At 66.3% G+C, this 13,787-nt stretch carries 13 protein-coding genes; all 13 read right to left on the bottom strand.

The genetic code is table 11. From position 1 onward, the window contains the following. Nucleotides 1-69: 69 nt before the first annotated feature. The 13 genes from ON37_RS02035 to ON37_RS01975 all read right to left on the bottom strand — a co-directional run bounded on the left by ON37_RS02035 (nucleotide 70) and on the right by ON37_RS01975 (nucleotide 13,761). Nucleotides 70-2,619, bottom strand: coding sequence for an ATP-dependent Clp protease ATP-binding subunit (locus ON37_RS02035; protein ID WP_040715876.1), 2,550 nt, complete (start codon nucleotides 2,617-2,619; stop codon nucleotides 70-72). 258 nt (nucleotides 2,620-2,877) lie between these two features. Continuing rightward, nucleotides 2,878-3,852, bottom strand: coding sequence for an esterase/lipase family protein (locus tag ON37_RS02030; RefSeq protein ID WP_245552933.1), 975 nt, complete (start codon nucleotides 3,850-3,852; stop codon nucleotides 2,878-2,880). A 118-nt stretch (nucleotides 3,853-3,970) separates the two neighbouring features. Beyond that, entirely contained in the window at nucleotides 3,971-4,594 is a 624-nt protein-coding gene (locus ON37_RS02025) for an FHA domain-containing protein (protein ID WP_040715870.1), read from the bottom strand. A 193-nt stretch (nucleotides 4,595-4,787) separates the two neighbouring features. Next, entirely contained in the window at nucleotides 4,788-5,153 is a 366-nt protein-coding gene (locus tag ON37_RS02020) for a histone-like nucleoid-structuring protein Lsr2 (protein ID WP_040715867.1), read from the bottom strand. Nucleotides 5,154-5,268: 115 nt separating this feature from the next. Next, complete coding sequence (lysS, locus tag ON37_RS02015; RefSeq protein WP_040715864.1) at nucleotides 5,269-6,735, bottom strand: lysine--tRNA ligase; 1,467 nt, start codon at nucleotides 6,733-6,735, stop codon at nucleotides 5,269-5,271. Between the two features lie 165 nt (nucleotides 6,736-6,900). After that, the gene (locus ON37_RS02010) at nucleotides 6,901-7,323 is read right to left on the bottom strand and encodes a rhodanese-like domain-containing protein (protein ID WP_040716048.1); all 423 of its coding nucleotides are present in this window, start codon (nucleotides 7,321-7,323) and stop codon (nucleotides 6,901-6,903) included. 65 nt (nucleotides 7,324-7,388) lie between these two features. Next, complete coding sequence (locus tag ON37_RS02005) at nucleotides 7,389-8,048, bottom strand: cysteine dioxygenase (protein ID WP_083892650.1); 660 nt, start codon at nucleotides 8,046-8,048, stop codon at nucleotides 7,389-7,391. 181 nt (nucleotides 8,049-8,229) lie between these two features. Continuing rightward, a complete protein-coding gene (locus ON37_RS02000; RefSeq protein ID WP_040715861.1) occupies nucleotides 8,230-9,024 on the bottom strand; it encodes a type III pantothenate kinase in 795 nt (264 codons plus the stop codon). Between the two features lie 24 nt (nucleotides 9,025-9,048). Beyond that, a complete protein-coding gene (panD, locus tag ON37_RS01995) occupies nucleotides 9,049-9,468 on the bottom strand; it encodes an aspartate 1-decarboxylase (protein ID WP_040715858.1) in 420 nt (139 codons plus the stop codon). A gap of 14 nt (nucleotides 9,469-9,482) precedes the next feature. Then, complete coding sequence (panC, locus tag ON37_RS01990) at nucleotides 9,483-10,409, bottom strand: pantoate--beta-alanine ligase (protein WP_245552948.1); 927 nt, start codon at nucleotides 10,407-10,409, stop codon at nucleotides 9,483-9,485. A gap of 23 nt (nucleotides 10,410-10,432) precedes the next feature. After that, nucleotides 10,433-11,416 (bottom strand): Rossmann-like and DUF2520 domain-containing protein, encoded by a 984-nt coding sequence (locus ON37_RS01985; protein WP_083892649.1) that lies wholly within the window; start codon nucleotides 11,414-11,416, stop codon nucleotides 10,433-10,435. Nucleotides 11,417-11,653: 237 nt separating this feature from the next. After that, nucleotides 11,654-12,637 carry an AurF N-oxygenase family protein gene (locus tag ON37_RS01980; RefSeq protein ID WP_040715852.1) on the bottom strand — a complete coding sequence of 328 codons (984 nt, stop codon included), beginning with the start codon at nucleotides 12,635-12,637 and terminating at the stop codon, nucleotides 11,654-11,656. Between the two features lie 89 nt (nucleotides 12,638-12,726). Next, on the bottom strand, nucleotides 12,727-13,761 hold the full coding sequence (locus ON37_RS01975) for a DUF6779 domain-containing protein (RefSeq protein WP_210741000.1): 1,035 nt from the start codon (nucleotides 13,759-13,761) through the stop codon (nucleotides 12,727-12,729). Nucleotides 13,762-13,787: the final 26 nt, after the last annotated feature.

Raw genomic sequence — 13,787 nt, 5'->3', positions numbered from 1 at the left:
CCTCCACACAGACGCGAGCGCCGGCCACCCGCGTAGGGTGGCCGGCGCTCGTCGTCGGGTACGGACTACTTACTCGCCCGAGGCCTCGGTGGCCGCCTCCCCGGCGCCGGCCAGAGCCGCGACCGGTTCCGCTTCCGCCTTGGCGGGCTTGGCCTTACCGGAGAAGGTGAACTTGGCGTCCTCGCCGGTACCTTCGCCGTCCCAGTTCTCGACGTCGACCTCGACGATCTGGCCGGGGCCGAGTTCGCCGAACAGGATCTTCTCCGAGAGCTGGTCCTCGATCTCGCGCTGGATGGTCCGGCGCAGCGGGCGAGCGCCCAGCACCGGGTCGAAACCGCGCTTGGCGAGCAGGTTCTTGGCCTTCTCGGTGAGCTCGATCTCCATATCCTTGTTCCGCAGCTGCGTCGCGACACGGTTGATCATCAGATCCACCATCTCCACGATCTGCTCGTTGGTGAGCTGGTGGAAGACGATGACGTCGTCGATACGGTTGAGGAACTCCGGACGGAAGTGCTTCTTCAGCTCGTCGTTGACCTTGAGCTTCATCCGCTCGTAGTTCGAGCCCTCGGCGTTGGACTGCGAGAAGCCCAGACCCACGGCCTTCGAGATGTCCGAGGTGCCGAGGTTCGAGGTGAAGATCAGCACCGTGTTCTTGAAGTCCACGGTCCGGCCCTGGCCGTCGGTTAGGCGACCGTCCTCCAGCACCTGCAACAGGGTGTTGTAGATCTCCTGGTGGGCCTTCTCGATCTCGTCGAACAGCACGACCGAGAACGGCTTGCGGCGCACCTTCTCGGTGAGCTGGCCGCCCTCCTCGTAGCCGACGTAGCCCGGAGGGGCACCGAACAGCCGCGAGGCGGTGAAGCGGTCGTGGAACTCGCCCATGTCGATCTGGATGAGCGCGTCGTCGTCGCCGAACAGGAAGTTCGCCAGCGCCTTGGACAGCTCGGTCTTACCGACACCGGACGGACCGGCGAAGATGAACGAACCGGACGGACGCTTCGGATCCTTCAGGCCGGCACGAGTACGGCGGATCGCCTTCGACACGGCCTTGACCGCGTCCTCCTGGCCGATGATCCGCTTGTGCAGCTCGTCCTCCATGCGGAGCAGACGGGTGGTCTCCTCCTCGGTGAGCTTGAACACCGGGATACCGGTCCAGTTGGCCAGCACCTCCGCGATCTGCTCGTCGTCGACCTCGGCCACGACGTCCAGATCACCGGAACGCCACTGCTTCTCCCGCTCGGCGCGCTTGGCGACGAGCTGCTTCTCCTTGTCGCGCAGCCGTGCGGCCTTCTCGAAGTCCTGCGCGTCGATGGCGCTTTCCTTCTCCCGGCGGGCATCGGCGATCTTGTCGTCGAATTCGCGCAGGTCCGGCGGAGCGGTCATCCGGCGGATGCGCATCCGCGCGCCCGCCTCGTCGATCAGGTCGATCGCCTTGTCCGGCAGGAACCGGTCGTTGATGTACCGGTCGGCCAGCGTAGCCGCGGCCACCAGCGCACCGTCGGTGATGGACACCCGGTGGTGCGCCTCGTAGCGGTCGCGCAGACCCTTCAGGATGTTGATGGTGTGCTCGACCGTCGGCTCGCCCACCTGGACCGGCTGGAACCGGCGCTCCAGGGCGGCGTCCTTCTCGATGTACTTGCGGTACTCGTCGAGGGTGGTGGCACCGATGGTCTGCAGCTCACCGCGGGCCAGCTTCGGCTTCAGGATGGACGCCGCGTCGATCGCGCCCTCGGCGGCACCCGCACCCACGAGCGTGTGCAGCTCGTCGATGAACAGGATGATGTCGCCGCGGGTGTTGATCTCCTTGAGCACCTTCTTCAGGCGCTCCTCGAAATCACCGCGGTAGCGGCTGCCCGCGACCAGGGAACCCAGGTCGAGGGTGTAGAGCTGCTTGTCCTTCAGCGTCTCCGGCACCTCGCCGTTGACGATGGCCTGAGCGAGACCCTCGACGACGGCGGTCTTACCGACGCCGGGCTCACCGATCAGGACCGGGTTGTTCTTGGTGCGGCGGCTCAGCACCTGCATCACGCGCTCGATCTCCTTCGAGCGGCCGATGACGGGGTCGAGCTTGCCTTCGAGTGCGGCCTGGGTCAGATTGCGGCCGAACTGGTCGAGGACCAGCGAGGTGGACGGGGTCCCGGACTCGCCACGAGCACCGGACTCCACCGCCTCCTTACCGCCCTGGTAGCCGGACAGCAGCTGGATGACCTGCTGCCGCACCCGGTTGAGGTCGGCGCCCAGCTTCACCAGGACCTGGGCCGCGACGCCTTCGCCCTCACGAATCAGGCCGAGCAGAATGTGCTCGGTGCCGATGTAGTTGTGGCCGAGCTGCAGCGCCTCGCGCAAACTCAGCTCCAGCACCTTCTTGGCCCGGGGGGTGAAGGGGATGTGGCCGGACGGCGCCTGCTGGCCCTGCCCGATGATCTCCTCCACCTGGCTGCGCACACCCTCGAGCGAAATTCCCAGCGACTCCAGGGACTTCGCCGCGACACCCTCACCCTCATGGATCAGGCCCAGCAGGATGTGCTCGGTGCCGATGTAGTTGTGGTTGAGCATCCGAGCCTCTTCTTGGGCCAGGACAACGACCCGCCGCGCGCGGTCGGTGAACCTCTCGAACATCGCTCCCTCACTTCCTGCTCCGCTATCTACGGCATCCGGCGCTGCTGTGCTTCGTGCTTCACACCCGTGGCGCCAGCCTGCCATGAAGCCCTGGGGTTGCATCCCCCGACTCCACTCTAGTTGCCGGGGGTCACGGCCGTCGTCCGTCCACCCTATTGCGAACCGGCGACAACTCGACTCATTCAGTCATAACGTGACCCCTCCCCGGAACGTTTCCCCAGCAGCTACGCCCACAGCGAACAGCGCCGGACGGTCCGGCTATCCGGTGAAGGGCGGGATGAAGTGGCAAGGAGCCTCGCGCGGATGGGCCGGATCCAGGGCGTTGAGGGCGAACGCGGCCGCCCGATCGCTGCCCGCGATACCCGCGTGCTCCGAATAATCGGCCGCGCAGCCGTCCTGGACCACGATATTCGTCGTCTTCGGCCCGGGAACCAGTGCCACGGTGTAGGGCACCACCAGCTCGTCGTAGCGGGTCTCGATATTGGTGTAGGTGACGTGCGGGTCGTAAACGCCGTCGGCATTCAACGAGGTGATCAGGTCCGAGCTGCCCGTCATCTGGGCGCAGGCGGCACAGGGGGTCACCCCGAGCGTGGCGTCGAAGGCCGGTCCGGCACCCAGCCGCCGCGCGAAATCGCGGGCCGGATCGATTACCGGGCCGAAGGTGCCCAGCCACGGTGCCGCGATCGCCACGAACTTGTCGACCCGATCGGAACCACCCAGTCGTTTGACGAAGTAGTTGCCGACGATATTGCCCTGCGAATGCGCGATCAGATCGACCTGCGCGGCACCGGTGGCGGCGCGGACCCGGTCCACGAACGCGGCGAGCTGCGCCGCGCTGTTCTCGATCGGTCCCATCCCGCCGATCGCCGACAGCGGCCAGGGCAGGTCGTAGGCGCCGTAGGTCAGCGAATAGACGCAATACCCCTCGTTGGCCAGCAGCGGCGCGTAGACGCCCCAGTTGGTCTGCGCGCCACCGCCGGTGCCGTGCACCAGCACGACCGGCCGGGGATGCGCGGCACTCGGCCGGCAGGACCAGTCGTTCGCGCCGGGCAGCGATCCGCCCGGATTTCGCAACTCGTACGGAATGCCCGCGAAGAAGTTGTAATCCACCGGATATTCGGCCCGAGCGGCGCCGGCGGCGGTCACCCACAGCGCGCCCAGCACCGCCAGCACCAGCATCGAACCGGAGAACCGGCGTATCCGGCCGGCAGCGCGCGGCGTACGAGATGGCATCGCGGATCCCTCCCAAACTAGAACGTGTTTCGACACGCTAGCCGGGCCGGGACCGAACCGGGGCGATACCGACGAGTAACCGGAACCATCGGTTACATAGCTGGTGACGCCGCCGTGGTCAGAGCTCGCGGTGGGAGATGATTCCGTTCTGAATCGCCAGTGCCGCCAGCCGCACGCGCTTCTGATTCTGCGGCAGATCCTCCACGCCGAACTTCGAAAACAGCGCGCGCAGATGGGTTTTGATCGCGTCCACGCTCAGATACAGTTCGTCCGCGATCTGTTGGTTGGAGGCCGGGGTGGCGAATTCGGTATTGCCGCGATAGGGACGGCACAGCGCGATCAGCACCGCACGCTGGGTCTCGGTGAGCGATCGCGGGCTCGGCACCGAACCCACCGACGTTCGCGTCGCATCGTCGACCGCGCCGGTGTAATCGTGGAACGACAGCATCGAGGTGCCGACCCGGATCCGATCGCCGGCCTCGAGGCGGCGGCGCCCGGACAGTCGCTCCCCGTTGACGAAGGTGCCGTTGCGGGAGAGCCCGTCGTCGACGATCGTCCAGTGCGTCCCCAGATATTCCACGGCGGCGTGCAGGCGCGATACCTCGGCGTCCCAGGGCAGGGCCAGATCCGCCTGCGGCGCCCGCCCGATGGTGATGCGCTGGCGGTCCGGAGTCAATGCCAGTTCGTGCCGGCGGCCCGTGTGATCGATGAAACGGAGAAACGATTCATGAGTTTCCGTCACCGCGTCGCTACCCCCACTCTCGTACCGCCAGTGACGTCGTTGTGCATATGCCCCATGGTGCCGCGCCGACGTAGCGGCGAGCAAGATCACCACGCCGCGGCGGTCGCCGGTATCGAAATGCCGCTGCGGCCCGGACGTCGCACGATTCCTCCGGGCGGCAGCGGCACGAACGCAGCCGGGCCTCTCGACCGCACTAGTTGTTGCGACCGACTTCCTTGTGGTAGCTCTCCACGACATCGGCCGAGATGCGGCCACGCGCGGAAACCTTGTGGCCCTTGCGCCGGGCCCATTCTCGAATTGCCGCGCTCTGTTCACGATCCATGGAAACTCGGCCCTTCGGAGCACCGGTACCCGGGGTCACCGCCTTGCCGCGCCGACGACCGCTCACCCGACGGGCATTGGCGACCCACACGTCCAACCCGTCACGCAGCTTCGCCGCATTTGCCGCGGACAGGTCGATCTCGTACGAAACACCGTCGATCGCGAACTCGATGGTCTCGTCCGCAATGGACTCACCATCGACATCGTCGATCAGGCTAACGGTGACCTTCTTTGCCATGAGATGAACGTCCTCTCGAAATCGTGCGACCCGGATACCAGGCCGATGCCCGAGTCGAGAATACCTCTAAATGCCCATTTTCCAAGACGGGGGATTCGGCATTCAATCCCGGTACTCAGCGAGCGGACGGCCGCACAATTGGGAAGAGTATGGTTTCCCGGATTCCGAGCCCGGTCAGTGCCATCAGCAACCGATCGATTCCCATACCGGTTCCGGTTGTCGGCGGCATACCATGTTCCATCGCGGCAAGGAAGTCCTCGTCCAGGCGCATCGCCTCGTCGTCACCCGCAGCCGCCAATCGAGCCTGGTCGACGAACCGCTCCCGCTGCACGACCGGATCCACGAGTTCCGAATAGCCGGTGGCCAACTCGAATCCGCGAACGTAGAGATCCCACTTCTCGGTGACGCCCGGCTTACTGCGATGCTGACGCGTCAACGGAGATGTCTCCACTGGGAAGTCACGCACGAAAGTCGGTGCATACAGCTTGTCGCCGTAGCTGTGTTCCCACAGTTCCTCGACCAGTTTGCCGTGGCCGTAACCCTTGTCCGGGGGAATTTCCAGACCCACTCGGTCGGCAAGTGCGAGCAATTCCGGAACCGTCGTTTCCGGGGTTACCTCGACGCCGAGAGAATCGGACAGCGAGGGATACATCTCGACCGTGTTCCACTCACCGCTCAGGTCATATTCCGTACCGTCGGCGAGCGTCACAACCTGGGTGCCGAAGACCTCCTGCGCGACTTCCTGGATCAATTCCCGCATCATCCGCGCGGAATCGTCATAGGTGCCGTAGGCCTCATAAGTCTCCAGCATCGCGAACTCCGGCGAATGCGTGGAGTCGGCGCCTTCGTTGCGGAAGTTGCGGTTGATCTCGAAGACCTTCTCGATCCCACCCACCACACAGCGCTTGAGGAACAACTCCGGCGCGATGCGCAGATACAGATCCATGTCCAGCGCATTGGAGTGGGTGACGAACGGCCGGGCCGCCGCACCGCCGTGCAGCGTCTGCAACATCGGCGTCTCGACCTCGAGGAAACCCCTGCGCTCCAACGCGTTTCGCAGCGCGCGCACCGCCTTCACCCGAGTGCGGGCCATCTCCCGCGCCTCCGGCCGCACGATCAGATCGACATAACGCTGCCGGACCCGCGACTCCTCGCTCATCTCCTTGTGCGCGACCGGCAACGGGCGCAGCGATTTCGCCGCCATCGACCAGGAGTCCGCCATGACGCTCAACTCACCGGTGCGCGAGGAGATCACCTCACCGTGCACGAAGACGAAATCGCCCAGATCCACATCGGCCTTCCAGGCCGCCAGCGCCTCCGCGCCGACGCCGTTCAGACTGACCATGGCCTGCAGTTTGGTGCCGTCACCCTCCTGGAGGGTGGCGAAGCACAATTTGCCGGTATTGCGCATGAAAATGACCCGGCCGGCCACCCCCACCTGCAATCCGGTCGCGGTATCGGGCTCCAGAGCGGGGTAGGCGGCGCGGATCTCGGCGAGGGTGTGCGTGCGCGGCACCACCACCGGATAGGCTTCCACGCCCGATTCGAGCAGCCGCTCACGCTTTTCCCGGCGAATCCGCATCTGCTCGGGAACGTCGACTTCCGCTGCGGCAGGACGGGATTGCCCCGCAGGAACCCGGCCCGCGGAGCCACCGGACGAAGGGCTGTTCGGGGTGCTCACAGCCACCTACCCTATCGTGCGCCGGAAATCCTTTCGCGTGCGCCCGACCCCCGCTCATCCAGGCAATTACAGCGACACCAGAGCGTTGATCTCACCGGCCAGATGCGGCGCGCCCGCGGCCACCGACAGCAGGCCCGCCGCCTTCACCGCCTGATAGCCACCGACCAGATCGGTGGCCCGGTGCAGGCCCAGTTGCTGCAACGAGGCCGCGGCCAGGCTCGAGGTGTAGCCCTCGGAGCAGACGATCACCCATTCCCGGTCGTGATCGGTGGCCAGGGCCAGCCGCGCCGAACTCGACGGATCCAGCCGCCACTCCAGCACATTGCGTTCGATCACCAGCGCGCCCGGCAGAGTGCCCTCCTGCACCCGCTGGGCCTGCGGCCGAATATCCACCAGGAGGGCGCCGCGCGCGATCGCTTCGGGCAGTTCGAAGGCGTACATCCGCTTCAGCCGACTCCGCGCGGCCGCCAGCATGTCGTCGATCGTCATGCGAGCGGGCACGGTGCCGCCCTCTGCCCGCTCGCCGCGGGCGGTCGACTGAGTATGCGTGTGCGTCATTTCACATCGCCTTCGGGCTGATCGGTGAGCACCGTGCGGGTACGCCGCAGCGTCCCGTGACCGGTCACCTCGTAATAGGACATGGCGGACAGCGGTGGTGAATAGGCATGTACGGACAGCGTCGGATTCGACGGTTCGGGCACGCCGGCGAACTGATCCGGGGCACGCACCACGTCGTGCACCCAGCCGAGCGGGAACGAGGCCTGATCGCCGGCGGACAGCGTGCGCTGCCGCAATTCCGTTCCGTTCCAGCGGAATTCGGATAAGGCGCCACTGAGCACGGTCAGCGCGCCGAGCGATCCGGCATGGTCGTGCAATTCCGTCGACCGATCCGGAACCCAGCTGATGAGCCAGACATCGACCTCTTCGTCGGCGAGAATTCGCACCGCCCAACGATTCTCGGTCGGCCAGGCCCCGCCCGCCGGCAACAGATGATCGAACCGGCCCGCGAGGACGTCCTCGGCGCCCTCGTCGGTCAGTCGCAGCAGATCCGCCGGGCGCAGCCGCGTCGGCAGCGCGGGCGACACCGAACGCTCGGCGAGGTCGGCCGCCAGGCGGCTACCCGGCCGAGCCGGCGGGAGCTGACCCGATCGACGCCGGGAGGCATCGCCGGTGCGGGCGGAATCGACAGCGGAGGTGATAACAGAGGAACGCATGAGCGAAGCTCCAGGAGTAGTGGATGGCCGAGGGCGGATACGCAGCCTCGACATCAGCCGAGGCGAATCAGCCTCGACAACACTCCTGAATGCTCACGCGAAAAGTCACGAGCCGAAGTCTAGCAGGGCGATCGCGGGACGCAACCGTCGTGTGTCGCACCGCACCACTTCGTGGCGCAGGTCACGGCCGACGGCGCTGCTGATTGCGCTCGTACACCAGGCGCAGGCCGTCCAGCGTCAGATGCGGTTCGTGATGGTCGATGGTCTCGGACTCCGGCACGATCAGCGGAGCCGTCGGGCCGGTCGCCACCACCGACACGTCGTCACCGGCGAAGGCGTCCAACTCGTCCCGGATCCGATCGATCAATCCGTCCACCAGGCCCGCGAAGCCGAACACCGCACCCGACTGCATGCACTCCATGCTGTTCTTGCCCACCACCGAACGCGGCCGGGTCAACTCCGCCCGCCGCAACGCGCTGCGGGCCACCAGCGCCTCGGTGGATATCTCCACGCCGGGAGCGATTGTCCCGCCGAGGAATTCACCCTTCGCGGACACCAGATCCACACAGATCGCGGTGCCGAAGTCGACCACGATCGCCGGTGAGTCGAAGCGGTGATACGCCGCCAGGCAATTCACGATCCGGTCGGCGCCGACCTCCTTGGGATTGTCGACCAACAGCGGAATCCCGGTCCGCACACCAGGTTCCACCAGCACATGCGGCACGTGCGACCAATAGCGGCCCAACATCGTGCGCAACTCGCGCAACACCGGCGGCACCGTGGACAGCGCCGAAACCCCGACCACCTGTTCCAGCCGCTCGCCCACCAAACCCCGGACCTGCATGGCGAATTCGTCGGCGGTCAGCAGCGGATTGGTGTGCACCCGCCAGGTCTGCACCAGTTTCGCATGAGCGCCACTACCCGAGAACAGGCCGATCTCGATGCTGGTGTTGCGGACGTCGATCGTGAGCAGCATCCTCGATGCCCCGCTGTCCGCGGCTCAGGCGAAGGTCAGCGAGCGCGGCGAGGACAACCCCGAACCCTCCGGGGCGTGCGCCGGATCCGAACCCAGCTCCACCGGGCGGTTGCGGTCGTCGACGAACACCACCCGCGGCTGATACTCGCGCAGTTCGGCCTCGTCCATCATGCCGTAGGCGATCAGGATGACGAGATCACCCGGATGGACGAGATGGGCTGCGGCGCCGTTGATTCCGATCACCCCCGAACCACGCTCACCGGCGATCACATAGGTTTCCAGCCGGGCGCCGTTGTCGATATCGACGATGCAGACCTGCTCGCCCTCGAGCAGATCGGCGGCATCCATCAGATCCGGGTCCACGGTCACCGAGCCCACATAGTGCAGATCGGCGTGAGTCACCGTCGCACGGTGGATCTTGGACTTCATCATGGTGCGCAACATCGTGCTCGCCTTTCCTATGCGTCGGCCTGGGCAGGCTGGAAATCGGGAGTGGTGGAGTGACCGTCCACGGCGATCGTGACGGGCATGTTGTCGATCAGCCGGGTGCTGCCGATCCGGGCGGCCACCAGCAGGCGGGCATTGCCGCTGCTCGGGATGGGACCCAGATCGGCACCGCGCAGCTCCAGATAGTCCACATCGACACCCGTCGCGCCGTCGAGCACCGAGCGGGCGGCGTTCACCACCGCCTCGGGGCCGAGCCCGGCCGCATGCCGGCCGGCCGCCAACGCCGCCGACAGGGTGATCGCCAGTTCGCGCTGCCGCTCGTCGAGATAGCGGTTGCGCGACGACAGCGCCAGGCCGTCGGATTCCCGGACCGTCGGCACCGGGACGATATCGACATCGAAGTTCAGGTCCCGGACCATCTGCCTGATCAACGTCAGTTGCTGATAGTCCTTCTCACCGAAGAAGGCCTCGTGCGGGCGGACGATCTGCAACAGCTTCGCCACCACCGTCAGCATTCCGGCGAAATGGGTCGGGCGGCTCGCACCCTCCAGCTCCGCACCCAGCGGACCCGGATGAACCGAGGTGCGCGGGCCGTCCGGATACATCTGGGCGACGCTCGGCGCGAACACCAGCGCGACACCTTCCGCACGCAGCAACGCCACGTCGCTGTCCAGCGTGCGGGGGTACTTGTCGAAATCCTCGTTCTCGCCGAACTGCAGCGGATTGACGAAGATCGACACCACCACAACCTGATTCGTGCGCTTGGCCCGGCGCACCAATTCCAGGTGCCCCTCGTGCAACGCGCCCATCGTCGGCACGAGGGCGACCGTGCGACCGACCCCACGCAGGGCGGAGGTCACCGCCGACAGCGCCGCCGGCTCGTGGACGACCGTCAACTCGCCCGGGCGGTACAGGTTGCGCAATTGCTCGGGGGTCAGCTTCCGCACGCGCGAATTCGACATCAGTGTCCCTCCAGCAGACCGATCAGATCGGGATTCGTCCGGGCCAGCTGCGCGGTCCGCAGCGACATCGCGCGGTACCCCGCGGCCAGCTCCGCATCGACCGAGGCCAGCGCCTCCAGATGAGCCGAGACCGCGGGAGCGTCACCACGCGCCACCGGACCGGTCAATGCGGGCAACCCACGCCGCAACGCATTGTCCAGGGCCGCCGAGGCCAGCGGCGCCAGCATCCGCTCCGCCAAACCGTTGGGCTGATCGTCCACCACCGGCTGCCCCAGCAACCCCGGACCGGCCAAGGCCGATCGCAACGCGGCGACCGCATCCACGATCAGGGTGACCAGGTGATTACTGCCGTGCGCGAGGGCCGCGTGATACAGCGCGCGATTCTCCTCCGGAACCCGCACCGGTTCCCCACCCATCTCGATCACCAGCGACTGGGCGATCGCGTAACCGATCTCGTCGGCCGCGGTGATGCCGAAACAGGCGTTGGCCAGCCGGGCGGTGTCCTCGTCGTGCCCGGTGAACGTCATCGCGGGATGAATCGCCAGCGGCCGAATATCGGCCAGCGGCGACAACACCGCCACCCCGTTCGCGCCCGAGGTGTGCGCCACGATCGTCCCGGGACGAACCACCTTCGCCGCGGCCAAACCTGCCACCAGACCCGCCAACTCGTCATCCGGAACAGCCAGAATCAGCAGTTCGCTACGGGCCGCGATCTCCTCCGGCGACAGAATCTGCGACTCCGGTAGACGCGTGCGAGCCCGGTGCCGGGAAGCATCGGAAATCGCCGAGACACCGAACACCACATGCCCGGCTCGCTCCAACGCGACACCCAGCGCCGAACCCACCCTGCCTGCGGAAACAATGCCCACCGTCAGGCGAGCGGGAGCAGGATCGGCATCGGGGACAGCCGAAGACCCCGGAACCGCGGGCGCGGCGGGGCGCGATGAACCGGCCTCGTCGGGCCGCGAAAAATCGGAGGTCACCGTTGTCCTCTCGGAAGGCGTTCCAGTCCCGCTTGGCGGGTACCGGACGTTACGAGTCGAGAATAGGGAGTGACCGGGGGCGCTACCAGAGCGGGGGCGCGTGATATTTACCTCAGTGCCTTTTGCCTCCGCTTCGCTGCGGCGGGTCTCGGCCCCCTGGGCCGAGACCGGCCGAGGTATCCGTCTCGTGGACGTGTACCTCGACCGGAGGGGCTGTTCAGTTTTCGGTGGGTGGGGTCAGGCGACCTTGCGGTCCGGTTCGCTGCGGTAGCGGGAGGCCGGGCCGTCGATGCCGAGCAGGCGCCAGGCGAGCTTCGCGACCGGGTTCATCAGGCCGCTGGCGGTGGCGAGGGCACGCACGTCGCCGAAGACACCGCGCATGGTGGCCTGGGATTTCGGGCTGCTCCAGTACGCTTCGCGCATTACCTCGGCCGGGATGTCGAACTTCTCCACGAATTCCTTCGGCGGAGTCATGATCATGTCGAGCATGATCCGCATCGCGGTCGGGAACAGCAGCGACAGCACGAATTTCATGGCCGGGTTCATACCGGGCACGTTGCGGCGCAGGTACTCGTGCGCGAAGGAGATGTGGCGGGCCTCCTCGGCCACGTGGATCTGCATCACCCGCTGCACCATCGGGTGCAGATCCGTTCCCCCGCGCAGCAGCGACTTCTGCAGGTGGTCGATCGGCTCCTCGCCGCCGAGGACCATCGTGAAGAACAGTTCCGGGAAGTACTTCACGGCCGGCCAGATGATCATCGTCAGCTTGCGGTCGATGGTGCCCATGCCGACCACATCCTCGCCGATGCGGTTGATCATCTCCTGGAACATCATCGTGTGGTTGCACTCTTCGGCCGCTTCATGGGTCACGTAGCGGAACTCCGGGTCACCGTTGGGCACCGAGACCAGGTACTGCATCAGCCCGCGGATCAGCAGCTGCTCGAAATCCAGGCCGACCTTGGCGATTCCGGCCTGCCGCCACATACCCATCGCGATCTGCCGTTCCACCGGCTGCGCCTTGTACCAGGGATGACGACCGAGCGGGTCCTCCTCGGGCATGATCCAGCGGGTATCGGTCGGGTCGACCGCGAATTCCGGTGAGTCCCAGTCGATATCGACATACGGGTCGAAATTCTTGTGCACCGATCCCTCGGACAGACCGCGCAGGATCTCGTGATATTCGGGATCGACCGAGGTGTTCTTTACGGCAGTGGACAGCATCTTCGGTGTCTCCTTCGCGTGCTCCTACACCGAAAGTTACCGATACTGCGTGTTACATGCAACAGGTTTCAAGCCACCGTTTCCGGGAATCACTGGGCGCCGTTCTGCTCCGAACGCAGATTCGCCATGATCTCCGCGACGGTCAGCTTGCGGCCGCGATGGTCCCCATCCGAATCGGCATGCCGGCGGCGCCGAGAACCGGCGGTCCCCATCGTCGTCGCCGGTTGCACGGGAGCCAGCCGAGGCACCGCGGATGCCGTGACGGATTCGGCCGCATCACCACCGGCTTTCGAATTCGACGCACCGTCCGTTCCCGGCTGCCCCGGAGTTCGGGAGGTCGCCGCTTCCGCCGTCTCGGAGGATTCGGCCCCGTCCGGCTCGGTCGCCGCGGCGTCCGACGCGGCATCGGGCGAGTCCGGGGCTGCTGCCTTCGCGTCGCTGGATTCATCGGGCTCGTCGCCCTCGGCCGGCGTATCCGCCGACACCACCGCCGTTTCCGCCGTCACCGGGTCGTCGTACGGGCTGGCGAAGGCCGGGGGCTCGGGATGATCGGGATCGAAGATCGGCGCGACCACGTGCAGCGGAACGGCCGGCGCGCTCCACGCGTCCCAGTTGTCGGTTTCCTGCGAGCTACCGTTCGCCACGGTCGCACGGGTCAGCTCCTGCACCCGCACCACCTCCGCACGCAGAGCCGGTCGATCGACCAGCAGGTCGCCCTCGAAGAGCCGTTGCAGACTTTGCCGGAGCACCGCGAGCTCGCTGCGCAGCGCGGCCAGTTCAGCCGCATCCGCACCCACTTCGCGACGCACTCGCGATTCGACGCCGAGTTCGTATTCGCGGCGCGCGGTGATCTCGCGTTCGAGCTGAAGCTCGTAGACCTTCTGCAGGTCACGCGCCTTGGCCTGATCGATCGCCGCATCTCGGCGATAGCGGGTCGCCGCCAACGCGGCCACCGCGGCAGCCCACAGGGCCGCGACCAAACCGACCCGGACCAACTGCACGTTGTCACTGAAAATCAGAAACACACTGGCAATCAGACCGAGCAGAATTAATACGCCGACGACGATTTTTCCCGCGTTGTCCCGCTGTCGCGGGGAAGCACTGCTACGGGAGGGTGAAACCATGCCCGCAAGGGTAGCTCGAATAGCGG

Source organism: Nocardia veterana NBRC 100344 (genome assembly GCF_000308855.1).
Taxonomy (GTDB): Bacteria; Actinomycetota; Actinomycetes; order Mycobacteriales; family Mycobacteriaceae; genus Nocardia; species Nocardia veterana.
The sequence above is the reverse complement of the archived record's forward strand: the minus strand, read 5'-3'. Positions and strand labels throughout refer to the sequence as shown.